Source organism: Thalassospira mesophila (assembly GCF_002115755.1).
Taxonomy (GTDB): domain Bacteria; phylum Pseudomonadota; class Alphaproteobacteria; order Rhodospirillales; family Thalassospiraceae; genus Thalassospira; species Thalassospira mesophila.
On the sequence record NZ_JFKA01000015.1, the window covers coordinates 48,926 to 73,050 of the forward strand.

The following is a 24,125-nucleotide window of genomic DNA, read 5'->3' on the forward strand; positions in this document are numbered from 1 at the left end:
CGGGGGCCGTTGTTTGGAACGGTGGATCGACGACCACAGATGGAAACAAGGAAACAGACCATGACACCGACCGAAATCGCGCGGGTAACCAAGTATTTGCGTCGCACTTTTGATAATAACCGCATTGTCATTGACCCGCCGCGGGCCAAGGATCATCCGATTGAAATGCGCGTCGGCGACGAATTTCTGGGTGTTTTGCACCGCGACGAAGACGAAGGTGAAGTCAGCTATTCCTTGCAGATCATGATCCTTGAAGAAGATTTGCCGTCGCTGGATTAAGCAAACCTGTTTGTTCAGGGGGCTGTTTTCGCCACGACGAACCAAAGTATAAAAACGCCCCCGCGATGAGGGGCGTTTTTTTATGGCTGATGAAAGAAGCTGCCTTATTCGCTATGCCGACGGGGTGTCAGCAAAGGCTGTCGACCGGCTGACATCTTCCCAGCGGGTAATTTCATCGGCCAGTGATGCCATTTTGTCGCGAACCAGCACCACGGCGTCCGCCCCCAATAATAAATGGGCCGGGGGTGTTTCGTGGTTGATAATATCAAGCAAGACTTGGGCGGCCTTGGCCGGGTCGCCCGCCTGTTGGCCGTTTTTGGCGGTGCGGGCATCGCGAATAGGGTCAAACAGGGTGTTATAATCATCAATGCTGCGTTCGGTGCGCACCATGGACCGCCCGGCCCAATCGGTGCGAAAAGACCCCGGCGCAATCGCAGTGACATGGATGCCCAGATGGGCGACTTCGCGGGCAAGGGTTTCGGAAATACCTTCCAGCGCAAATTTCGACCCGCAATAATACGAAATCCCCGGCATGGTAATGAAGCCCCCCATCGAGGTGATGTTGATGATATGACCGCTTTTGCGCTGTCGCATGGTGGGCAAAACCGCCTTGATCATGGCAACCGCGCCAAACACATTTACGTTGAACTGGGCAATCAGGTCGGAAAGCGGGCTTTCTTCGAGAATGCCTTCGTGGCCATAACCGGCATTGTTGACCAAAACATCAATCGGCCCAGCCGTTTGGTGCAAGGCGGTGATGGCGGGGGGGATGTTATCAAAATCGGTGACATCAAGAATAAGCGCGGTGGCATGACCACCCAGCTTTTCAAATGCCTGTTTGGCGGCGTCGTTGCGCACGGTGCCAATCACTTTGTGACCAGCCTGCAAGGCGGCGATGGCAAAGGCTTTGCCAAAGCCGGAACTGACACCGGTAATCAGAAACGTTTTTGCGGTGGGATTTGCCATTTTTTGGCCCTTTCGGTTTTTCGGTCGTGCCCGGGGCGGCGTTTTTGACGGACCCGGGCATGGGAAGGGCAGGCTAGTGGCGACGCATTGTTTGGGCTATAATGTAAGAATGAAACAGACTATGTGGAGAATGGTGTATAATGCGAGGCAGTGAATTTGCCGATTTGCGGGCGTTTGTCGCCATTGTGGAGGAAGGCAATTTTTCGCGTGCCGCGGCCCGGCTGCGGATTTCGCCCTCGACCTTAAGCCAGACCATTCGTCAGCTTGAAGCGCGGATCGGGGTGCAGTTGCTGAACCGCACCACGCGCAGCACCGCCCTGACCGAGGCCGGGCAGCGCCTGTTTGACCGATTTAAACCCGCCCTTGGCGAAATGGAAGCCGCCCTTGGCGAGGTGCGAAACCTGCCGGGGCGCCCGGCCGGGACGGTGCGGCTGGTTTTGCCGCGTTTGGCACTGGCAACCCTGGTGGAGCCGCATTTGGGCGATTTTTATCAGCAATTTCCCGACATCACCCTGGAACTGGGCATTAATGATGCCATGATCGATATTGTCGGCGATGGCTTTGATATTGGCATTACCCTGGGCGAGCTTGTGGAAAAAGACATGATCGCGGTCAAGCTGGGGCCGGATTTGCGCCAGGTGGCAGTGGCATCGCCCGATTATCTGGCGCAGCATGGCAGGCCGCACACACCGGCTGACCTTTTGGGGCATAACTGCATTAACTGGCGCAAACCGGGCAGCAATAAAATCTATAATTGGGAATTTAACGACGACGGGCGCTGGTTCAATGTGGCGGTGAATGGCGCGTTGATTGTATCGCACCGTGACACAGCCCTGCAGGCGGCGGCGCAAGGGGCTGGCATTGCCTTTGCCTATTGGTCGTCGCAATGGATGCAGCCGCTGATTGATGCCGGGAAACTGGTGCCGCTTTTGGAAAGTTATTCGCCCGATTTCCCCGGCTGGTATGTGTATTACGCCCGCCAGCATCACACCCCGCCTGCCGTCCGGGCCGTGATTGATTTTTTGCGGGCGGCCAACCGATGTGATGACCCGGCATGATGGCTGTGTGTGATTTTGCGGATGCGAAACCTGTGCGATTTTTACCTGCGCTGCCGGGCGATGCTTGTTTAGAATATAAGATGCATTAAAAATATTGGTTCTATTGGTTCTGGTGCGTGTTGGCGGTATTGGGACGATTGGTAATGGCGATGTCGGGGATTAACAATGCGATTGACGGGTTTTAGCGATTACACCTTGCGCACCCTGATTTATCTGGGGCTGCATGGCGATGGTTTGGCAACGATTGATGAAATTGCCACGGCCTATGATATTTCGCGCAATCATTTGATGAAGGTTGTGCATCACCTTGCGCGGCAAAACATTATCACCACCGTGCGTGGCAAGGGTGGTGGCATGATGCTGGCGCGCCCGGCGGGCGATATTAATGTTGGTGCGGTGGTGCGTGAAACCGAAAAAGACAGCCATATTGTTGAATGTTTCGACCCGGTACATGCGGGCTGTTGCAAAATTGAAGCCGCCTGCATTTTGCGCGGTGCCCTTTTTAAGGCGCGCGAGGCATTTTATGACGTGCTGGATGGCTATGTGCTGGCCGACCTGATTGCGCCGCAAGCAGCCCTTGCCGACATATTGGGGCTGGTGCCTGCACACAGGCTAGTTAAGCCGCGTATTTCTACCGTGCTAAAATGAATGTGCCGTTTGCGGGGCGGCGCAGCGTCACATCAGCCATGCAATTTGTGGCTTAACATGTATTTTAAATATATGTTAAAAGAACCTGTTTTTGTTGCCCGAAACCGGTGCAGCGAGGGACGGGATGAATGGACGCAAAGCACGGAGGATAGCATGTACGCAGTGCAGGAAAGACCGGATGGCGGGGCGACAGGCGCGGGTTCTGCGCCGGTAATAGCGGCCGAGGCCGGTTCGGTTTCGGGGGCGGTTTCAATCGCGGGCGAGGGTCGCGCCCGCAAGGATGTTTGGCAAGCCGCACAGGCCGGGTTGCCCGTGCGTGACGGGGGCGATTTGGGGGCTGCGGGCAGCGTACCCGAAGGTGCAGATATGGCGACCGCGCGCGAAGCCGGGCTTTTGGCGCGCATTGGCGAGCTTGAGCATGAGCGCGACGTTTATCAGGTGGTTTTTCGCAATCTGGACGGGTTTGGTCATTCGCTGGTGTCGGTGCGGGAATCATTTGGCGAGTTATCGTCATTGCTGATTGATCATAGCCGCGCCAATCAGGATGCGCGGCGTGAAACCGAGGCCAGCCAGGCCAGCTTGCAGGAAATGGTTGCCGAGATTGTGTCAATCAGTGCCAAGGTTGATCAGGCATCGCAGAAAATTTCGGAATTAAATGCCGATGCCAACCGTATCAGCACCATTTTGTCGTTGATTGACAATGTATCGCGCCAAACCCGGTTGCTGGCCTTTAATGCCAGTATGGAAGCCGCGCGCGCCGGAGAGGCCGGGGCAGGGTTTGCCGTGGTCGCAACCGAAGTGCGCACCCTTGCCGGGCAGGCCGCAACTGCGACCAGCGATATCGGGTCGCTGGTGCGCGACATTAAAAAGACCGCCAGCACCACCGATGACAATATGCGGGCCAATTCCCATGCCGCCAGCCATTTGAAAAACGAGGCGGGGGACATTTTGGCCCGTACCGGCCGAATTGTTGAAATTTCCGACCAGTCGTCCCGGGCGCTGGCGACGGCGGCGATGCTAAGCGAGGTCGAGCTTGCCAATCTTGAAGAGCTGGAGCTGAAGCTGGAGGTTTATAGGGTGTTTATGGGGCTTTCAAACGCAACCGAGGCCGATTTTCCCCCTGAAACCGATTGTCGGTTGGGGCAATGGTATTATGGCGGGTCGGGGCAGGGGCAATTTGCCCGCCTGCCTGACTTTGCTGCGATGGAGGAACCACATCGCCAGGTGCATGAAAATGCCCGCATTGCTGTGGGGCAGTATCGCGCCGGAAACATGGAACAGGCCCTGAAGGCATTAAGCGTGATGGAAGCCAGCAATTACGAGGTGATGCAGCGTTTGCGCCGCATGATCCGCACGCAGCAGTAATGGGCCGTGCCGCCCGTGCCTGACGGGAGTTGCGTGGCATGATCCGTGCGGATGTGCAAAGGGCTGCTAAACTGCAAAGGGCGACATCGTTATGATGCCGCCCTTGATGTCAGTTCGATAATACCAGTTCACGCTGCGCGCCCAGAAGGTGGTGCGCGTGGTTGGCGTCAGGTGTTAGTCAACCTGGGTTTCGACCATCTGCTTGTTGAAATAAAGCGCGATCAGCGTACAGATCGCGCCCGATAACAGATAAGCCCCCACCATGATCAGACCAAACCGGTCACACAGGAACAAGGCGACCAGCGGGGCAAAGCCGGCCCCGATCAGCCAGGCAAGGTCCGATGTGATGGCCGACCCGGTATAGCGGTATTGCTGGCGGAAGTTTGATGCCAGGGCACCGGCCGCCTGACCAAAGGACAGGCCCAGCACGGCAAAGCCGCCCAGAACAATAATGTCTTCGCCAATGGCCCCGGCCTGATAGAGGAACGGGGTGGCAAAACTGCCCACACCAATGATAACCGCACAAATGCCCAGCAATTTACGCCGTCCGATCCGGTCGGCAATAATGCCCGATGCGGCAATGGTGCCCATGCCGATAACCGCGCCGATCAGCTGGATAATCAGGAACCGGCCCACGGAATGGTCGGTATAAAGGTTGACCCAGCTTAACGGAAACACGGTAACCAGATGAAACAGGGCATAACTTGCCAGCGGCAAAAACGCCCCCATCAGGATGGTGCGACCGTGAACCTTGAAGGTGTCGGTGACACGCACGGCCTGAAGTTCGTTCTGGTCAAGCAAATGGCCAAATTCGGTGGTTGCTACCAGCCGCAGACGGGCAAACAACGCCACCACATTGATGGCAAAGGCGACAAAGAAGGCATAACGCCAGCCCCAGTCCATAAAGTCGGCATCGCTTAGCGTCATTAAGAAATAGGCGAACAGCCCGGCAGCCACAATAAAGCCCAGCGGTGCGCCCAGTTGTGGCATCATCGCGTACCAGCCCTTGCGGTTTTGCGGGGCATTAAGGGCCAGAAGGGATGCCAGCCCGTCCCATGCGCCGCCAAGGGCAAGTCCCTGGGCAAAACGGAAGGCGCAAAGCAGGTAAATCCCCAATACGCCAGCACTTTCATAGCTGGGTATAAAGGCGATGGCGACGGTGGAACCACCAAGCAGGAACATTGCAACTGTGAGTTTTGCCCCGCGCCCGTAACGCCGGTCAACCGCCATGAACAAAAGCGACCCTGCCGGACGGGCAATGAACGCAAGTGAAAAAATGGCGAAGGAATAAAGCGTTCCGGTGACCGGATCGTCAGCCGGGAACAGAAGGCGGGGAAATACAATTACTGCTGCAATGCAATATGTGAAAAAGTCGAAAAACTCCGACGTGCGACCAATAATGACACCCAAAGCGATCTTGCCGGGGTCGACCTGGGTACGCGTTGAAAGCTGGCGAACATCACGCTCGAGTTGTGAGGAGGACGCCGCTGCGTAGGACTCACTGGGATAACTCATTATACCCCTCCCTTATGTTTTATGACCTTTATGGTTGGGTCAAAGCCAGATTTGGAATTGGTCTTAAAACAACTATGAGCCTGTAAATCATTGGTGTCAAATCGCCTCTTGATTGGGAATAGCACTTATGACGCACAGGCATGGCAAATGTGGCGGAAAAGCTGGGGTGCCGGGGTTGACAAAATTGGCTGTCGGATGTAGCAATCCTGCCACTGGTTGGAATTTGACCAGCTTAATTTTCGTCAGACATGGCGGTTCGTTATCGTCATGTTTTTGAAACTAAATCCGGGAACGACAGGTAATTGACGTGATTGGGGCTCTTGGGGCGCAATCCGGATATTGCTGTTTTGTTTGCAAATGGTCTCGTCCTGAGACTGGTCAAAAGATCAAGCGTATGTCATCAAAACTTTCACGCGGCCTGCTGATTGCACCTCTTTTGCTTCTGTTAAACGGATGCAATCTGGTTGTGATGCACCCCTCGGGCGACGTTGCGGTGCAGCAACGCGACCTGATTATTATCTCCAGCATTCTGATGCTGATCATCATCATTCCGGTGATGGCACTGACAGTGTTTTTTGCCTGGAAATATCGCCAGTCAAACAAAGAGGCGGAATACGAGCCGAACTGGCATCATTCCACCCGTCTTGAAGTGATCATTTGGTCTGCGCCGCTGCTTATCATTATTGCCTTGGGCGCGATTACCTGGGTCAGCACGCATACGCTGGATCCGTATCGCCCGCTCGATCGGCTTGATGCGTCGCGGCCTGTGACGCAGGACATGAAACCGCTGACCGTTGAAGTCGTTTCCATGAACTGGAAGTGGCTGTTCATTTACCCGGAACTTGGCATTGCCACGGTTAACGAAATGGCAGCCCCGGTTGATGTGCCGATCAATTTCAAGATTACGTCTTCGTCGATCATGAACTCCTTCTATATTCCTGCCCTTGCCGGTCAGATCTATGCGATGGCGGGTATGGAAACGAAGCTGCACGCTGTGATCAACAAGGAAGGTGTCTATAAAGGCTTCTCCGCGAACTATAGCGGGGCCGGTTTTTCGGACATGCATTTCAAGTTTCACGGTATGAAGCAGGCCGATTTCGACCAATGGGTTGAAAAGGTGAAGTCTGACGGCGAAGGTGATCTTGATCGGGCGCATTATCTGGATCTGGCGAAGCCGACCACGGCAGAGCCGGTACACTATTACAATGGTGTCGACCCGGATTTGTTTAATGCGGTGGTTAACATGTGCGTCGACAAGTCCAAGATGTGCATGAACGAGATGATGATGATCGATGCCCAGAATGGTCACGCGGGCGGCATGCCGCACGGGGAGCATTCACAAGCAGGCGAGCCGACGGCCGATATGTCACATGGCGAACATTCCCCCGAAAGTGCGCCAATGGCGGGCATGTCGGACGATGGCGCCACGGCACAGAAGCCCTGATCGAACCGCGATCCTAATTTATCGGACCTTGGCGGCTGTGCCTGGCACAGCCGCATTGAAAAGAAGAGTAAACCGATGCCTTCAAATCCGGATCTGTTAAAGTTGATCTTTGGTCGGCTTTCCCTTGATTCATTTCCCTACCATGAACCCATTCTGGTCGTGACCTTTATTGGTGTGATGATTGGTGGCCTGGCGGTGCTGGGCGCAATCACCTATTTCGGCAAATGGACCTATTTGTGGCAGGAATGGATTACCAGCGTTGATCATAAAAAGATCGGCGTGATGTATATCATTCTCGGCCTGATCATGCTGTTGCGCGGTTTTTCCGATGCGCTGATGATGCGCGCGCAACAGGCAATGGCGTTTGGCGACTCGGCCGGGTTTTTGCCGCCGCACCATTATGACCAGGTCTTCACCGCGCATGGCGTGATCATGATCTTCTTTGCAGCAATGCCGTTCGTCACCGGTTTGATGAACTTTGTTGTGCCGCTGCAAATTGGTGCGCGCGACGTATCGTTTCCGTATCTGAACAATTTCAGTTTCTGGATGACGGCCGCTGGCGCGATGATCATTATGATTTCGCTGTTTGTTGGTGAATTTGCAAAAACCGGCTGGCTGGCTTATCCGCCGCTGTCCGATATTTCGCATAGTCCCGGGGTTGGCGTTGATTATTACATCTGGGGCCTGCAGGTCGCCGGTCTGGGCACCCTGCTTTCCGGGGTTAACCTGATCGCGACGATTGTTAAAATGCGCGCGCCGGGCATGTCGATGATGAAGATGCCGGTTTTCACCTGGACCGCACTTTGCACCAACGTTCTGATCGTGGCAGCGTTTCCGGTTTTGACCGCTGTTTTAGCCCTGCTTTCCCTTGACCGTTATGTCGGCACCCATTTCTTTACCAATGATATGGGCGGCAACGTGATGATGTATATCAACCTGATCTGGATCTGGGGTCACCCCGAGGTGTACATCCTGATCCTGCCTTGCTTTGGTGTATTTTCTGAAGTCGTTGCGACCTTCTGCGGCAAGCGTCTGTTTGGCTACAGCTCGATGGTCTATGCGACCGTGGTGATCACGATCCTGTCCTATCTGGTCTGGCTGCATCACTTCTTCACCATGGGCTCTGGCGCGAGTGTGAACTCGTTCTTTGGTATCACCACCATGATCATTTCGATCCCGACGGGCGCGAAAATGTTCAACTGGCTGTTTACCATGTATAAGGGCCGCATCCGGTTTGAAGTGCCGATGCTGTGGACCATCGGCTTTATGCTGACCTTTGTTATCGGTGGCATGACCGGCGTTCTTCTTGCCGTGCCGCCGGCCGACTTTGTTCTGCATAACAGCCTGTTCCTGATTGCACATTTCCATAACGTGATCATTGGTGGCGTGGTGTTCGGTGTTTTCGCCGGTATCACCTACTGGTTCCCGAAAGCGTTCGGTTTCAAGCTTGATCCGTTCTGGGGCAAAATGTCGTTCTGGTTCTGGTTTATCGGCTTCTATTTCGCTTTCATGCCGCTTTATGTTCTCGGCCTGATGGGCGTTACCCGTCGTTTGAACCATTTCGATGATCCGTCCTTGCAAATCTGGTTCATCATTGCCGCCTTTGGCGCGGTTCTGATTGCCGTTGGCATTGCGTCTTTCGTGATCCAGATCGTTGTCAGTGTCATGCGCCGCGAACAGCTGCGCGATGAAACCGGCGATCCCTGGCATGGCCGGACCCTGGAATGGTCGACCTCGTCGCCGCCGCCTGAATATAACTATGCCTTCACGCCGGTGGTTTATGACCATGATGCGTGGTGGGATATGCAGCAGCGCGGCTTTGTCCGTCCGACCGAAGGCTTTAAATCCATCCACATGCCGAAAGGCACGGGGGCGGGGGCCATCATCGCTGCCCTGGCCGTGGCACTTGGCTTTGGCATGGTGTGGCATATGTGGTGGCTTGCCATCCTGGCATTTGTCGGCATGATCGCTGTCGCCATCGGGCATTCGTTCAATTACGACCGTGACTTCCACATCCCTGCGGAAGAAGTGATCGAGACCGAAGAAGCACGTACCAAGCTTCTGGCAAAACAGGCGTGAGAACTCGATAATGGCTACGCAAACCGCCGTTCATGAAACGCAAACGCCGGTCTTCCTTGCCAAGGAAGAACCGCACGCGCCAAGCAGTACGATGCTTGGATTCTGGATCTATCTGATGAGCGATTGCCTCATCTTTGCGGTCCTGTTCGCAACCCACGGGGTGCTTGGCCGCAATTATGCGGCCGGGCCCGGCCCGAAAGAGCTGTTTGATCTGCCGCTGGTGGCGATCAACACCTCGATGCTTTTGTTTTCGTCCATCACCTATGGCTTTGCCATGCTGGCGATGGCAAAGGATAAAAAGCAGGCAACACTGGTCTGGCTTGGTATTACCGGGCTGTTCGGGGCTGCTTTCGTCGGGCTGGAACTGTTCGAGTTCTCGCACATGATCATGGAAGGGGCCGGTCCGCAGCGCAGCGCGTTTCTGTCCTCTTTCTTTACCCTGGTTGGCACCCACGGAACCCACGTTACGGTCGGTATTATCTGGCTGATTACGTTGATGGTTCAGGTTGGCAAATATGGCCTCGGCGCAGCAAACAAACGCCGCCTGATGTGCCTTAGCCTGTTCTGGCACTTCCTGGATGTGATCTGGATCGGGGTGTTTTCATTCGTCTATCTGATGGGAGTTCTGGGATGACATCGCACGCGACTGAACATTCCACCGGACATGACGGGCATGATCATGGCCACACCGAAACCGAAGGACATGGCTCGTTCAAGGAATATCTGACCGGGTTTATCCTGTCGGTTATCCTGACCGCGATCCCGTTCTGGCTGGTGATGGGGGATGTGATTTCAAGCCCGACCGGAACCGCCCTTGCCGTGATGTTGCTGGCCGTTGTGCAGATTGTGGTTCACATGATCTATTTCCTGCACATGAACAGCAAATCCGAAGGCGGCTGGACCATGCTGGCGCTGATCTTTACCATCGTGATTGTGGCGATTGCCATTAGCGGTTCATTGTGGGTGATGTATCATCTCAACACCAACATGATGCCCGCCATGACCGAAGGTATGATGAAAACCATGCCGTAACGGGCCCGGTTTTGAAATTCAAGGCGCGGCGGGGAAACCTGGCGCGCCTTTTTTGTTTAGGGTGCTTAACCGAAAGTGTTGTTTTATGACACAGCCGTCATCGTCAAATGCTGCCCCGCCAGCCGAAAAACCGGCCCCGCAACGCGCGCTTGCGACCCGCATTATCATTGGTTTCATCGCGCTGGCCCTGTTTTGCGGGTTCATCGCCCTTGGCGTGTGGCAAGTGGAAAGACGGGCATGGAAACTGGCCCTGATTGACCGGGTGACAACACGGGTGGCGGCCCCGGCCGCCCTGGCACCGGGCCGTGCCGACTGGGCCGGTATTAATGCGAAAAACGATGAATATCGCCATGTTACCGTGACCGGGCATTTCCTTAATGATCAGGAAACAGCGGTGTATGCCGCCACCGATTATGGTGCCGGTTTTTGGGTGATGACGCCGCTTGAACGCGACGACAGCGACACCATTGTTATGGTTAATCGCGGCTTTGTACCAACCGACCATAAAGATGCCGCGACGCGCAGACAGGGCCAGCCCGATGGCACGGTCCGTGTCACCGGGCTGTTGCGGATGGACGAGGCGGACGGAACCGCCCTGCGCGATAATGTGCCGCAAGATAACCGCTGGTATTCGCGCGATGTAAAGGCGATGGCGCAGTTTCACGGGCTGGAGCCTGCCAATGTTGCCCCCTATTTCATTGATGCCGATAACAGCAAAAATCCCGGCGGGTTGCCCTTGGGCGGGCTGACCCGGATTACCTTTCACAACAGCCACCTGATTTATGCCATTACATGGTTTGCACTGGCCCTGATGGTGGCGGCAGGGGCGGTTTTTGCCCTGCGCAGCGGCAAAAGGCGGGATTAATTCGCGCCAGTTTACGTGTTGCTTCTGTGTCCGGTCGGGGCTGGCTGGCATGTGATAATGCGTTTTGAACGTGCAATTCCGGGCTTTGATTGCTATAACATGATGGTCGTCATGAATAATGCGATGCGCATGTGTGATGGAAGGATCCTGTTTTGTCTGGCAATGACCCGCAACTGCCACAGCTTTATCTGGAAGATTTAACCGTTGGCCAACGGTTTGAAAGCGCGACCCACAAACTTGACGCCGAGCAGATTATTGCCTTTGCCCGCCAGTTTGACCCGCAACCGTTTCATCTTGATGCCGAGGCCGCCAAAAGCACGCTGTTTGGCGGGCTGGCGGCCAGTGGCTGGCACACGGCTGCGCTGACCATGAAGCTGATTGTGCAATCGACCCCGTTTTCGCGCGGGGTGATTGGCCGCAATGTTGTGGTCAAATGGCCGCGCCCGACCCGACCGGATGATGTTTTGCATGTCGAAAGCGAAATATTGTCCATTACGCCGTCGCAAAGCCGGCGCGACCGGGGGCGAGTGGTGATGAAAAGCCTGACGATGACTGCCCGTGGCGATGTGGTGCAGGAGCTTGAAGCGACCATCGTGGTGCCGCGTCAACCGGTGACGGAGGCAGCACCATGCGTGTAAGCCGGGAACAGGCCGCTGAAAACAGGGTGCGGATTTTGGAAGTAGCCTCGCGCCTGTTTCGCGAGAAGGGTTTCGACGGGATTGGTCTGGCCGATATCATGAAGGCCGCCGGGTTGACCCATGGCGGGTTTTACGGCCATTTCAAATCCAAGCTGGATCTGGAGGCCGAGGCCAGCCGGGCCACCCTTGATAAAACCCGCCTTCACTGGCAACGCCGCCTTGAGAGCAACCCCGATAACCCGCTGGGCGCGTTAATAGATGGTTATCTCAGTGAAGCCCAGCGCGATGATCCCGGAACAGGCTGTGCCTTTGCGGCCCTTGCGCCTGATGCCACCCGCCACGGCGAGGTGGTAAAAGCCGCCTTTTCCGACGGGCTGGAACCGCTTATCGATATGGTAGCGCAGGCCGTGCCCGATATGCCAGGTGATGATGGCGACGCCAGACGGGCCGAGGCATTGTCGGTGATATCGGAAATGGTTGGGGCGCTGGTGCTGGCACGGATGGTATCAAGCGGGGATTTATCTGACGAAATTCTGGATGCCTCAAAAGCCCATCTGAAACAGCGCGGTTCTTTGTGATACCCACAGGGCGACTTCCGGGTAGCTGTTGAAATTATTGACAAACAGGCTGGTCGCGGCTTGCGGGAATGGCTAATGTGAGGGAACCCGATTTGGTGCGCCAGCTTTCCCCGTTACCGGGGGCTGTCGGGCGCGCCGTTCCCCATGCCAAGGTTTGCCCCATATGCTTTTATCCCTGTCCGATGCCCGCCAACTGGTGATTGATACCCTTGTTCGCAATAATGTTTCTGCGCCCAATGCTGCTTCTGTGGCAACGGCGCTGGTGGCGGCCGAGGCCGCAGGGCAGGGCGGGCATGGCCTGCGCCGGGTCGAAGCCTATAGCAAGCAGGCCCGTGCCGGTAAAACCGACGGCCAGGTAACGCCAACCTTTTCGCGCCCGGCACCGGGTGTTCTTGCCGTTGATGCGGCCTTTGGCTTTGCGTATCCCGCGCTTGATATTGCCGTGGCTGAATTGCCCGATATCGCCCGTTCGCAGGGCATTGCCCTGGCATCCATTCGCCGGTCGCACCATGCCGGTGTGATGGGTTTAACGGTGGAGCGGTTTGCCCAGCAGGGGCTGGTGGCGATTATGGTGGCCAATGCCCCGGCCGCGATGGCCCCGTGGGGCGGGCTGCGGCCAATGTATGGCACCAACCCGCTGGCTTTTGCCACCCCGGTGCCCGGCAGTGATCCGATTGTGGTTGATCTGGCCCTGTCCAAGGTGGCGCGCGGTAAAATTATGGCCGCCAAGCAAAAGGGCAGCGATATTCCCGAAGGCTGGGCGTTTGACCGCGACGGCAACCCCACCACCGATGCCAACGCGGCCCTTGCCGGAACCATGGTGCCCGCAGGGGATGCCAAAGGGGCGGCTTTGGCCCTGATGGTGGAAATATTATCCGCCGGGTTGACCGGCGCCCTTTTTTCGCACGAGGCATCGTCGCTGTTTGATGACAAAGGCGCACCGCCCGCATTGGGGCACATGATTATCGCGATTGATCCCAAGGCAACCGCCCCCGGGTTTAACCCGCTGGAGCGTATTGCATATTTGGCAGGTGAAATTGCCAGCGACCCTGCCGTTCGCTTGCCCGGTCGTCGCGGGCAGGGCGCGCGCGCCACAGCCGCAGAAACCGGTATTGAGGTTGAAGACGACGTGATTGCCCTGATCAAGACCTTGTAAAGATGGCAATATCTGCAAGGACAGTTTTCAATTTGCGGTATGTACATCGGGCCAAATCGGGTTTAATTGTATGAGGAAATAAAGAAACCCATCAATAAACAGCGGGCAGGTAAACGTGGCAGCATCGCACCTTAAAATATCGGATCATCTTGGCTGGATTGCGGTTGACTGGGGCACATCCAATTTACGCCTGTGGGCAATGGATGGTGCTGGCGATATTCTGGCGCGGTGCGAGTCCGATCTGGGTTTAAACAAAATTGCCGACGATGGTTTTGAAACCGTGCTGCGCGATCTGGTGGCGGACTGGTTGCCCGATGACAATGGTGCCGATAGCGCGATACCGGTGATTATATGTGGTATGGCCGGGGCCAAACAGGGCTGGCGCGAAGCCCCTTATGCCAGCCTGCCAGCCCGTCCTGCATCGTTGGCGGCTGGCGCGGTGCAACCGCCTTTAAGCAAAGCCGGTTTGGCGGTTTATATATTGCCGGGCCTAAAGCAGGTGGATGACCCCGATGTGATGCGCGGCGAGGAAACCCAACTGGTGGGATTTATGGCCGATAATTCCGATTTTGCCGGATGGGTCTGTTTGCCGGGCACCCACAGCAAATGGGCGCATATTGCCAATGGCACCATTACCGGTTTTCGCACCTATATGAGCGGCGAAGTTTTTGCCCTGTTATCGCAACAATCGATCCTGCGTCATTCAATGCAAGGGGCCGACGATGCGGTTGCCTTTGACAAAGCAGTAAAAGATGTTGCCGTGCCTTCGGGCGATTTGTTGCATCGGCTTTTTACCATTCGTGCGGGCGGGCTGGTGGGGGCCAATGGCGGCCAAACCGGGGCGGCGCAATTGTCCGGTTTTGTCATTGGCAGCGAAATTGCCGACATTGTTGCACGGCTTGGCAAAGGCGATAGCATTGCCCTGATCGGGGATGGAAAGCTGGCGGTACGTTATCGTCAGGCTTTGTCGGTTCATGGATTTGATAGCGCGATTGTCGATGCCGAAGTGGCAACCTTGGGCGGGTTGCGCCGGGCCTATGCTGTTCTGACCAAATAAAAACCGCCCGCATGGGAAAACGTTCTGACCGGAAAGGATAATGTGATGTCACATCGTAACCTGATTGCCATTTTGCGCGGGGTTCATTCGTCCGAGGCGGGCGATATTGCCTGCGCACTGGTCGATGCCGGAATTACCCTGATTGAAATTCCGCTAAATTCGCCTGATCCGTTTGAAGCCATTCCGGCGATGAAAGCCGCCGTGGGGGATGCCGCCAAAATTGGCGCGGGAACCGTTTTAACGGTTGAGGATGTTGACCGCCTGAAGGAAATCAATGCGCAATTTGTTGTATCGCCCAATTGCGATATCGAGGTGATTGCGCATACCAAAAAATGCGGCATGGGGTCGTGGCCGGGGGTTATGACCCCGACCGAATGTTTTGCCGCCATCAAGGCCGGGGCCGACGGGCTTAAAATTTTCCCGGCCAGTCAGGTCGGCGCACAGGGCATTGGCGCAATGCGCGCGGTATTGCCAAAAGACATTCCGGTTTTTGCCGTTGGCGGTGTCGAGCCGATTAATTTTGCCAGCTTTGCCAAGGCCGGATGCAATGGTTTCGGGTTGGGATCGGGCATTTATAAACCGGGCATGAGTGCCGACGAGGTTGGCAAGTGTGCGGTCGAATATGTTTATACCTATGACGCTGTTTTTCGTCATTGATCTTTGACGACGGATCGCCTTGCAGGCTATCTTCGCGTCATTGAAAAAACCGACCAAGTCATGGGAGGATCCATTGGATCTGGGAATTAAGGGCCGTAAGGCCATCGTGTGTGCGTCGTCAAAGGGGCTGGGGCGCGGTTGTGCCATTAAACTGGCCGAAGCCGGGGTTGATTTAACCCTGAATGCGCGCAGCGCAGGCCCGTTAGAAGAAACAGCGCAATATATTCGCGATACGTTTGGCGTAAATGTGCAGACGGTTGCGGTTGATATCACCACCGAAGAAGGCCGCGACAAGGTGCTGGCCGCCTGCCCGGATGCCGATATTCTGGTGAACAATGCCGGTGGCCCGCCCCCCGGTGTGTGGTCCGACTGGGGCCAGGCCGAATGGCAGGCGGCGATCCAGTCCAATATGTTAACGCCGATTTTGCTGGCAACCGCCATTTTGCCAGGCATGATTTCGCGCAAATGGGGCCGGATTGTGAATATTACATCCGGGTCGGTCAAATCGCCGATCGCACAGCTGGGCCTGTCCAACGCGGCCCGTGCCGGTTTGACCGGGTTTGTTGCCGGGACAGCACGCCAGGTGGCCAAAGACGGTGTTGTGATGAACAACCTGTTGCCCGGCCAGCATGATACCGACCGCATTGGCGCGCTGATGGGCAACCGTGCGAAAACGGAAAATATCACGCTCGACGAAGCCCGCGCCCGTGCGCAGGCCGCATTGCCGACCGGCAAATTTGGCGATCCGCTGGATTTTGGCGCGACCTGTGCGTTTATGTGCAGCGAACATGCCAGCTTTATGATCGGTCAGAATGTGCTGCTTGATGGCGGCGCGTTTAATTCCACCATGGGCTGATTGCCCTATGGCCGACGAGACATTTGTTTATGTGTTACGCGAACTGGGCGTTACCGCGCCGCGTACCTATGTGGGCTGGTCGACCGATGTTGAGGCCCGCCTTGCCGCCCATAACGGCGGCAAGGGGGCCAAAACCACCAAGGGGCGACAGTGGGAAGTGGTTTATATGGAACGCTTTCGCACCTTTGGGCAGGCCATGAGCCGCGAATGGCATTTGAAACGGGACCGCAAGCTGCGCAAACAGCTTGCGGCCCGCTGATATCTGCAAATACGGGCTTGATGCCGGTGGGTGTTTGCGGCTAAGTCAGGCGATAAAACCCGTTCACTCTTTTTGCCAAGGACACAGCAATGCCGGTACAAAAAGCAAATCCTAAAAAACTGAACGCCTTGCAGGCACGCACCCTTGCCCTGGCCCAGATTTTGGCCAAAGACCCCAATTCAGGCGCGATTGATGCGCAAACCGGTGATGGCACCATTACCCGTGCGCCGCACGGCCATGGCGACCATGTGCATGTGGGTGAATTTGTTGTCGCCGCGCGCGATGCCAGCGGGTTTAGCAACCCGTCGGTTTGGGTGGCGCTGGCACGCAAGGGGCTGGCCCATGAAGGCTATCCGCAAACCGTGGTGTTGACGGCGGAAGGTATGGACTATGATACCGGCCTTGCCGAACATTTTGTCAGCGAGTCTGATCATTAAGCATTCAGGCCCGGTCGGGCTGGTTATGCGTTGATTTCGCGAAATGATCTGAAAACCCCCTGATGGTGTGCGCAGCATCCGTCAGGGGGTTTTATGTTGCGGGGGTGTTTTCAGGGGCGATCATTGGGCAAATGATCCGAAAACATGTGCCTTCCCCCGGTGCGCTGGTGGCCGAAATTGTGCCGCCCAGCAGCGAATTGACCGCGTTTGAGGTGATGGAGAGGCCAAGGCCGGTGCCGCCCGTGCCCATGCGGGTGGTGAAGAACGGATCAAAAATATGATCCAGTACATCGTCGGTCATGCCCTTGCCATTGTCGCGCACCTCAAGAATGACCGAATTTTCTCGCTGTTTATCTCGTATCACATGGATGGCGACAGTCCCGTCCTGATCGGGCTCAAAAGCATGAACCAGCGCATTGTCGATCAGATTGGTGATGATTTGGCCAAATTCGCCAGGGAAGCTGTCTAGCGTGACATCGGCTTCGATATGTTTTTCGATGCTGACGGGCCGATTTTTTAGCGACGGCGTCAGGGTCAGAATGATTTCATCAATGACTTCGGTAATCGAAAACCGGCGCCGATGCGACGATGTGCGGTCGACCGCAACCTGTTTGAAACTGCTGACCAGATCGCCAGCGCGCATGATGTTGCGCTCTATCATCGTGGTCAGGGTTTGAACCTGGGCGATGTAATCTGTCAGATCTGATTTGCGCAGGCCGTTTTCCAGCGTTTTGGCGAAGGTGATGTTTTGATCGGCAAGGGTGGTTACGGCCATGCGGCCATTGCCCAGCGGGGTATTTAATTCGTGGGCGATACCGGCCACCAAGCGGCCCAGGGCCGCCATTTTTTCGGATTGAACCAGTTCATCCTGCGTCAGGCTAAGCGCCTGCAAGGTTGAGGATAGTTCGGTGTTGATATGTTCAAGCTCGGCGGTGCGTTCGTGGACGCGCTGTTCCAGGCCGTCATTTAACCGGGCCAGTTCCTGTTGGCGGATATGTACGGCAAGGGCCAGGCGGTCGAGATCGGATGACAGGCGGTTAAATTCTTGCACCGAACCGCTTTTTCGCGGTGCAATTGTTTCGCCGCGTGCCGTTGAGGATGCATGCTCGACAATTCCGTTGAGCGGTGACACCATGACATGCGCCCAAAACGGCACCATAATCAGGCCAATGATCAGTGATCCGCCAAAACAGGCAACAACAATTTCGGTCAGACTGAGGATTTCAGGGTTATCTAGCCCGGTGGTGACACGGGCGGTAAAATACCAGCCGAGAATGTTGGAATAATTCGAGGCAACGTCAAACGACACATCGTTGACAATGGCGTGACCCAGACGTGCGCCCTTGTCGCGGGTGGCGGTTTGTGTGACCTGATTAATTTGCGGCATATAGGTTTGGCGCATCATTTCAGGGTCGCTGTCGGCGATAATTTCACCGTTGCTATCGAGGATTGCAAAGCTGATCGAACGGTTGCTGGCAAAACTGTGATCGAGGTTTATCTGCTGGCGAATGGATAATTCACCGATAATCACATCGCCGTTTTCCGATGCTCTGATGGCGACGGCTTCTGTTACCTGGCCGCTGATAACCGAAAGGTAGCGGTCGCTCCATATCGCGCGGTTCGATATGGTGGCTTCCTGAAACAGGATATTGCGCGACAGATCAAGGCCTGTCAGTTCCTGCCAGCGTTTCGGGTCGGCATTGCGAATATAGGCCGCCGCCAGTTGGCCATTGCCATGGATAAGATAAAATGCGTCAAAGCGGCCTTCTTGCGGATGGGAAATTGCAGATTGCAGATCACGTTCCGGCATGTGTGCCAAGGCATGGCCGACCAGTTCCAGATCGGATTCAACAAAATTAAGAACCGTTTCGATACGGTTGGTTATTTCATCGGCGGCCAGCACAACTGCCGTCTGGTGGGTATGGCGAATTTGTGGAATTTTCACCAGCAAAATAATGGTGCCAACCACCAGAAAAGTGAAAAGGGATGTTACCACCAGCAACGAAATCAGCCATGTGCGGAAATGATAGGGGCGGATGATTTTCATGGGGCAACAAACTGACCATCGCGAATAACGACATGGTAGGTTTTGCGTTGGGAATCACCGTATTGATCGAAATTCAGTGGTTGTTGCAGGCCCTGAATATCGCGCAGTTGCAGCAAGGCCAGCCTGAGGGGCATTCCGGTTTGGGCCTGTTGTTTTAACCCGGAAAACAGCATGGTTGCGGCATCATGGGTGGCAACGCTGGTATAGCCGGGCCGGGCTTTGAACCGGGTTTCATAGGCTTGGGCGAAGCTGCGAAACTGTGCAGATTGATCGTTGCGGTCGTAACTTTGCAACAGTTCCATCCCTTCAACTGCCGCCCCGCCCATCGCGATCAACTGTTCTGATGCTGCCCACTCGGCGGCAATGATGGGGTGGGTTGCGCCGCGCTTGCGAATTTGCAGGGCAAGCTGCGCGCTGTCAAAACTGTTAGCGACCAGCAAAATGGCATCGGATTGCAGGGCTAAAAGCTGTTCGGCGGGCAATGAAAAGCCGATTTGTGCGGTGTTGTTAAACGGGACACTGCCGACAACGACACCACCATAACCGGTAAAGGCACGGGTAAATTCGTCGGCCCAACTGTTAGTAAAGGTGGCATTGGCCTGATCAAGGGCAATGGCAATTGTTTTGCGGCCCAACCGGCTTTGATGCAGGGCATAGGATTGTGCATTATCGCGGGTGGTGGAATTGATGCGAAACAGATGGTCATCCTTACCCGACAGTTCAAATGCTGAAACCGTGGGGGAAATGGTGACGATTTGATGCTCGTTGATCGCAGGTAACATGGCATTTCCGACCGAACTTATGATCGGGCCGATAATAGCGGCGACGTTTAGCGAACTGAATTCATCCACATGGCTGCGGCCAATATCGCCGTCTTTCTGGTCATCACGAATGACAAGTTCGACCGGGTGACCATCAATGCCGCCATTGGCATTAACGTCATCAACCGCCATTAACAAGGCATTGCGCGCGGCAAAACCGGTATCGGCACCGGCACCCGACAAACCGGCTATAAAGCCGACCCGTACCGGTTCAGGCTCGCCGCAGGCGGCCAGCCCCAGCACAGAAGAGCCCAAAATCATCAGTGTTTTCAGGGCCCGCAAACCGGTCATGGGTTATTGCTCCGCTGCTATCGGGGTGAAATTTTGTAACCATGTCAACAGTTCCGGCCCCGGCATGGGTTTGCCATATAAAAAGCCTTGGGCAATATCACATGACATCTCGGCCAGTTTTTGCGCCTGTTTTGCTGTTTCAATGCCTTCGGCAACCACTTGCATGCCCAAACGGTGCCCCAATGGTACGATCAGCTCGGCAATACGGCTGCTGTCGGTTTCGTCATCTAGCGGGGTGATAAAACAACGGTCGATTTTCAGTTTGTCGACGGGCAGGCGGTCCAGATAGGACAGCGATGAAAAGCCGGTGCCAAAATCGTCTATCGCAATGGAAACCCCAAGCTTGCGAATGCGATGAAGCAGGATTTCAAGTTCGTCAATGCCCATGTCACAGGCACTTTCGGTGATTTCAAGCTCGACAAATTCGGGCGCGATGCCGGTATCTTCGAGCAGGGCGGTCAAGCTGGCGACAAAATCATCGGCGCCCAGTTGCACCTTCGATACATTGATCGATACCCGCATGGTGTCAAAACCTTCGGCGTGCAGGCGACGCGCCATCATCATGGCTTCACGGGCGACCCAGTTGCCAATCGGGCGGATCAAGCCGGAATATTCTGCCAGCGGAATAAAGTCGACGGGTGGGACCAGTTCGCCATCATCACGCCGCCAACGGATCAGGGCTTCAACACCGCACGGCTTGCCGGTTTTAAAGTCGATCAGGGGTTGGTAATGGGCTTCAAGCTGGTTGCGATCGACGGCCAGTTGCAAATCGCCCAGGCGCTGTGCGCGGTCACGCGTGATGGCAGCCAGTTCCGGGTCATATTTTATAATCTGGCCAAAGCCGATGGATTTTGCCCGTTTAAGCGCAATATAGGCCTGTTTCATGCAGTCCAGTGCGGTTTGCGCACAGGCATTAAGTTCGGTCGAGCCAGCGGCAACCCGGACCGGTAGTTCAAAATGTTCGATGTTAAACGGGGCGGCAAAAATGGCGGCGATCGAGGTTTGGGTCAATATGTCGCTATGCCCGACCACGGCAAACAGATCGGCGGCAACGCGGCCAACAATACAATCTGGCAGCACCGAGGACAGGCGTTGACCCACGGCGCATAACAAACGGTCGCCATAGGAATGACCCAGAACATCGTTGATTTCGGCAAACAGCTGTAAATCAATCAGCACCAGCGAATTGGGCTGCTGGCCCGGATCTTTTAAAAGCGAGGTTATGGTATCGAGAATGGTCGTTCGGTTGGCAAGGCTGGTGAGTTCGTCGACATAGGCGCGATGTTTCAGCTTTTCGACCAACTGGATATTTTCGGCGCACAGGGCCAGATTGCCGCAGAAAACAGACAATAAATGCTGGTCAAGGTTACTAATGGGTTTGGGGGCACCAATATAGGCCGCCAGCGCATAGCCTTCGCGGACAAACAGATAAAGCACCACACAGCCGGGCAAAAATACAGTTTCTTTGCGTGTCATGCATTCGTGCAGGGCCGCGTTAATTTCGTCAGACTGAAGTGTTGCCAGGTCCTGACCGATCATGTCGCGATAGCGACCCGCGGCGGCGATGACCTGGATTTGTGTATTTTGGGCGTGTTCATCAATTAGATCAAGATGTTCGCCATTGCCAATAGCACAAACCAGCCCTTCGGGTCGCACATCCATCAGGCCGGAAAGCTGGGTAATTACGCCCTCGGCGAAATTGCGCAGGCCGCGCCGCGACAAAAACTCGTTGCTCGACGCAATGATTTTTTCAAGACCGGCGCGGTTGGCCTCCAGCTTTTGCATGCGTTCATAGGAACGAAGGGCAGTTGTAATGGAGGTGAACAGTTTATTGCGGGTAAGTTCGGTTTTTGTTTTGTAATCGTCGATATCGTATTTGGTGATCGCATCCATTTCCGGGGCCTGGCCCGGCTGGCCGGTGCGCAAAATAATGCGCACATTGCGCAAATTCAGCGTCTCGCGGATATGGCCGACAAGGCGTAAACCGGCATCGCTTGTTTCCATCACCACATCAAGCAAAATGATGGCAATGTTTTCCTCGACCTTTAGCAACTCTGCGGCTTCGGCGGCACTATAGGCGTGAAGCAGCTCGGCCTCTCTGCCCAGAAAGGTCAGGCCATCAAGGGCGAGCTCGGTAATATCATGCACATCGCTGTCATCATCAACGATCAGAATGCGCCATGGTGCGGCAGATACCGGCGATGCGATTTGCACCGGCGATGCTTTTTCCATAGCGTCTTCGGCTAGAAAAACAAATTCTTCGTTACTCACGGGAAGTAACCCTTCTGCTTTATGATGATGATCAAACGGGTGTTTTATTAACTTAACAAACAACCTTACATATACGTATGTATTAGGTGTTGCAGGTTTGTTACGTCAAAGTTATGCCGTTGGATTTGTTGCAAAAGGAAGAATTTTTCTTTCGTTTAAGTTGATTTAGCCAAAGTCCCGGGTGGCTTGCAAAACCCGACCGAATGTCGTGATCAGGCAAAGTGCGCCGAAAATGGCAGCAATCGGGGCGAAATAGGCGGGAAAAATGCAAAATGCCAGCAAAACAGCAATGGTTTCACTGCCTTCGGTAATGCCGGTCAGGTAATAGAAACTTTTTTTACCCTGCTTTTCGTGGTTGTCGCCGCGTTTGGCGGCAACTATGGCATAGGCCAAAAAGCTGCTGCCGCTGCCGACAAAACAAAAAATCAGGAACGCCGCCATTAATGCGTGTTCCGGGCGGCCCACGGCGAAAGCCAGCACCATGCCCGCATAAAACAGAAAATCGGCGACAATATCGTAATAACCGCCCAGATCGCTTTCCTGGGTTTTGGCGTTGGGGTGGCGGCTGCGCGGGGCGGCGTGCCGGGCAATGGCGCCATCCATGCCATCGGCGATACGGCTAAGCGCAATCAGGACGGCGGCGGCATAATATTGCTCAATAACCAGCGCAAAGGCGGCCATTAAACCGATCAGAAACCCCAGGGCCGTGACCATGTTCGGTGTAATGCCAGTCCCCGACAGGCGACGGGCCAGCGCGTTTAACGGCGGGTCGATCAGAGGGCGCAGGCGGGCATCAAACATCGGGGGCTCCGGTTTATGAAACGGTGGGCTGCCTTTATACCCTGCCTTTAAGCCGTTGCATAATCACCAGAACGTCACAATGCCTGCAAAAAAAAACGCCGCCCGGATGAAGGCGGCGTTTGCGTCGGTGTTGCGGGGATAGAATTAATTATCGGCGAGGGATTTTCGCAAATTTTGCAGGCTGGAAACCTGTTTGCCGTTGGCATCAAAATTTTGCGGGGCAAGCCATGCTTCGAAGGCGGCGCGGACGATTGGCCATTCCTGATCGGTGATGGAAAACCATGCCGTATCGCGATTTCGGCCTTTGTAAACCATATGTTGGCGAAATGTAGCTTCGTAAACGAACCCGTAACGGGCGGCGGCGGCGCGTGATGGCAGGTTCTGGTCGTCGCATTTCCATTCATAACGGCGATAGCCCAAATCGTCGAAGGCCCGTTTCATCATCAGATACATGGCTTCGGTACCCGCAATGGTTTGCGACAGGGCCGGGGTATAGTTGATATTGCCGACTTCAATGACGCCGTGCGTGGTGTCTATTCGCATGAAGGCGGCAACACCCACGGCTTTTCCCGATGCAAGGTCGATGATGGCATGCAACATCGGGTCCGGTCCGCGCATGGTTTCAAGCCATTTGCGATAGCTTTCAACATCATCAAACGCATCGGTGCCCAGATAGGTGAACCGTTCGCCATTAGCGGCAATCTGGTTGCCAGCAAAAAGGTCGTCTGCGTGTTTTGCCGGGTCAACGGGTTCAACCCGGCAATGTTGCCCGATCATCGCGGTGGCAGGTGGCAGGGCACAAGGCTGCCAGTTTTCAACGGTGACGCCAACGGGCTGGTCGAATTTATTGTGTTGCGGGGCTGTCATGGCGCAAGTCCTGTTATTGGGGCGGTGGCGCGCAATGTGGGGTGGAACTGGTCCCTTGCGAAGGACCAGTTTTAAAATAACGGTGGAACCATTTGCAAAACGTGCTGTTATACCAAACCTCATTGATCGAAATCGATC

The 24,125-nt window shown here is 55.2% G+C and carries 24 protein-coding genes; 17 read left to right on the forward strand and 7 right to left on the reverse strand.

Going from position 1 to position 24,125, the window contains the following annotated elements:
• Window positions 1-60 precede the first annotated feature (60 nt).
• Entirely contained in the window at window positions 61-279 is a 219-nt protein-coding gene (locus tag TMES_RS20315) for a DUF3126 family protein (RefSeq protein WP_085586000.1), read from the forward strand.
• Window positions 280-390: 111 nt separating this feature from the next.
• Here the strand turns inward: TMES_RS20315 and TMES_RS20320 are convergent, their stop codons facing one another.
• On the reverse strand, window positions 391-1,245 hold the full coding sequence (locus TMES_RS20320; protein ID WP_085586002.1) for an oxidoreductase: 855 nt from the start codon (window positions 1,243-1,245) through the stop codon (window positions 391-393).
• A 140-nt stretch (window positions 1,246-1,385) separates the two neighbouring features.
• On the opposite strand from TMES_RS20320, the gene TMES_RS20325 reads away from it, so the two are divergent.
• The 3 genes from TMES_RS20325 to TMES_RS20335 all read left to right on the forward strand — a co-directional run bounded on the left by TMES_RS20325 (window position 1,386) and on the right by TMES_RS20335 (window position 4,316).
• Window positions 1,386-2,303 (forward strand): LysR family transcriptional regulator, encoded by a 918-nt coding sequence (locus TMES_RS20325; protein WP_085586004.1) that lies wholly within the window; start codon window positions 1,386-1,388, stop codon window positions 2,301-2,303.
• 165 nt (window positions 2,304-2,468) lie between these two features.
• Window positions 2,469-2,951, forward strand: coding sequence for an RrF2 family transcriptional regulator (locus TMES_RS20330; RefSeq protein ID WP_085586006.1), 483 nt, complete (start codon window positions 2,469-2,471; stop codon window positions 2,949-2,951).
• A gap of 153 nt (window positions 2,952-3,104) precedes the next feature.
• Window positions 3,105-4,316, forward strand: a complete 1,212-nt coding sequence (locus tag TMES_RS20335) for a methyl-accepting chemotaxis protein (protein WP_158091282.1) — start codon at window positions 3,105-3,107, stop codon at window positions 4,314-4,316.
• A gap of 174 nt (window positions 4,317-4,490) precedes the next feature.
• Here TMES_RS20335 and TMES_RS20340 read toward each other — a convergent pair whose 3' ends face one another.
• Complete coding sequence (locus TMES_RS20340) at window positions 4,491-5,831, reverse strand: MFS transporter (RefSeq protein ID WP_085586009.1); 1,341 nt, start codon at window positions 5,829-5,831, stop codon at window positions 4,491-4,493.
• Window positions 5,832-6,225: 394 nt separating this feature from the next.
• Here TMES_RS20340 and cyoA point away from each other — a divergent pair, with 394 nt between their 5' ends.
• The 13 genes from cyoA (at window position 6,226) to TMES_RS20405 (ending at window position 16,889) form a co-directional block, all read left to right on the forward strand.
• A complete protein-coding gene (cyoA, locus tag TMES_RS20345; protein WP_085586011.1) occupies window positions 6,226-7,275 on the forward strand; it encodes a ubiquinol oxidase subunit II in 1,050 nt (349 codons plus the stop codon).
• A gap of 75 nt (window positions 7,276-7,350) precedes the next feature.
• Entirely contained in the window at window positions 7,351-9,354 is a 2,004-nt protein-coding gene (gene cyoB / locus TMES_RS20350) for a cytochrome o ubiquinol oxidase subunit I (RefSeq protein ID WP_085586013.1), read from the forward strand.
• A 10-nt stretch (window positions 9,355-9,364) separates the two neighbouring features.
• Entirely contained in the window at window positions 9,365-9,988 is a 624-nt protein-coding gene (gene cyoC / locus TMES_RS20355) for a cytochrome o ubiquinol oxidase subunit III (protein ID WP_085586015.1), read from the forward strand.
• Window positions 9,985-10,386: a cytochrome o ubiquinol oxidase subunit IV gene (gene cyoD, locus TMES_RS20360; protein ID WP_085586017.1), complete on the forward strand. Its 402-nt coding sequence runs from the start codon at window positions 9,985-9,987 to the stop codon at window positions 10,384-10,386. Before cyoC ends, cyoD begins: the two co-directional genes overlap by 4 nt.
• Before the next feature lie 85 nt (window positions 10,387-10,471).
• The gene (locus tag TMES_RS20365; RefSeq protein WP_085586019.1) at window positions 10,472-11,251 is read left to right on the forward strand and encodes an SURF1 family protein; all 780 of its coding nucleotides are present in this window, start codon (window positions 10,472-10,474) and stop codon (window positions 11,249-11,251) included.
• 152 nt (window positions 11,252-11,403) lie between these two features.
• The gene (locus TMES_RS20370; protein ID WP_245835529.1) at window positions 11,404-11,889 is read left to right on the forward strand and encodes a MaoC family dehydratase; all 486 of its coding nucleotides are present in this window, start codon (window positions 11,404-11,406) and stop codon (window positions 11,887-11,889) included.
• Window positions 11,880-12,467, forward strand: a complete 588-nt coding sequence (locus TMES_RS20375) for a TetR/AcrR family transcriptional regulator (protein ID WP_085586020.1) — start codon at window positions 11,880-11,882, stop codon at window positions 12,465-12,467. Before TMES_RS20370 ends, TMES_RS20375 begins: the two co-directional genes overlap by 10 nt.
• 163 nt (window positions 12,468-12,630) lie before the next feature.
• Window positions 12,631-13,623 carry an Ldh family oxidoreductase gene (locus TMES_RS20380; RefSeq protein ID WP_085586022.1) on the forward strand — a complete coding sequence of 331 codons (993 nt, stop codon included), beginning with the start codon at window positions 12,631-12,633 and terminating at the stop codon, window positions 13,621-13,623.
• 115 nt (window positions 13,624-13,738) lie between these two features.
• Window positions 13,739-14,680, forward strand: coding sequence for a 2-dehydro-3-deoxygalactonokinase (locus tag TMES_RS20385; protein WP_085586025.1), 942 nt, complete (start codon window positions 13,739-13,741; stop codon window positions 14,678-14,680).
• Between the two features lie 45 nt (window positions 14,681-14,725).
• On the forward strand, window positions 14,726-15,337 hold the full coding sequence (locus TMES_RS20390) for a 2-dehydro-3-deoxy-6-phosphogalactonate aldolase (RefSeq protein WP_085586027.1): 612 nt from the start codon (window positions 14,726-14,728) through the stop codon (window positions 15,335-15,337).
• A gap of 73 nt (window positions 15,338-15,410) precedes the next feature.
• Entirely contained in the window at window positions 15,411-16,193 is a 783-nt protein-coding gene (locus TMES_RS20395; protein ID WP_085586059.1) for an SDR family NAD(P)-dependent oxidoreductase, read from the forward strand.
• 7 nt (window positions 16,194-16,200) lie between these two features.
• Window positions 16,201-16,452: a GIY-YIG nuclease family protein gene (locus TMES_RS20400; RefSeq protein WP_143589757.1), complete on the forward strand. Its 252-nt coding sequence runs from the start codon at window positions 16,201-16,203 to the stop codon at window positions 16,450-16,452.
• Between the two features lie 89 nt (window positions 16,453-16,541).
• Window positions 16,542-16,889 carry a hypothetical protein gene (locus TMES_RS20405; RefSeq protein ID WP_085586031.1) on the forward strand — a complete coding sequence of 116 codons (348 nt, stop codon included), beginning with the start codon at window positions 16,542-16,544 and terminating at the stop codon, window positions 16,887-16,889.
• A gap of 91 nt (window positions 16,890-16,980) precedes the next feature.
• On the opposite strand, the gene TMES_RS20410 is transcribed toward TMES_RS20405, so the two are convergent.
• The 5 genes from TMES_RS20410 to TMES_RS20430 all read right to left on the reverse strand — a co-directional run bounded on the left by TMES_RS20410 (window position 16,981) and on the right by TMES_RS20430 (window position 23,987).
• Entirely contained in the window at window positions 16,981-18,936 is a 1,956-nt protein-coding gene (locus TMES_RS20410; RefSeq protein ID WP_085586033.1) for a sensor histidine kinase, read from the reverse strand.
• Entirely contained in the window at window positions 18,933-20,048 is a 1,116-nt protein-coding gene (locus tag TMES_RS20415) for an ABC transporter substrate-binding protein (protein ID WP_085586035.1), read from the reverse strand. Before TMES_RS20415 ends, TMES_RS20410 begins: the two co-directional genes overlap by 4 nt.
• A gap of 3 nt (window positions 20,049-20,051) precedes the next feature.
• A complete protein-coding gene (locus tag TMES_RS20420; protein WP_085586037.1) occupies window positions 20,052-22,319 on the reverse strand; it encodes a bifunctional diguanylate cyclase/phosphodiesterase in 2,268 nt (755 codons plus the stop codon).
• Window positions 22,320-22,484: 165 nt separating this feature from the next.
• Window positions 22,485-23,120: a CDP-alcohol phosphatidyltransferase family protein gene (locus TMES_RS20425; protein WP_085586039.1), complete on the reverse strand. Its 636-nt coding sequence runs from the start codon at window positions 23,118-23,120 to the stop codon at window positions 22,485-22,487.
• A 144-nt stretch (window positions 23,121-23,264) separates the two neighbouring features.
• Complete coding sequence (locus tag TMES_RS20430; protein ID WP_085586041.1) at window positions 23,265-23,987, reverse strand: GNAT family N-acetyltransferase; 723 nt, start codon at window positions 23,985-23,987, stop codon at window positions 23,265-23,267.
• Between the last annotated feature and the right edge of the window lie 138 nt (window positions 23,988-24,125).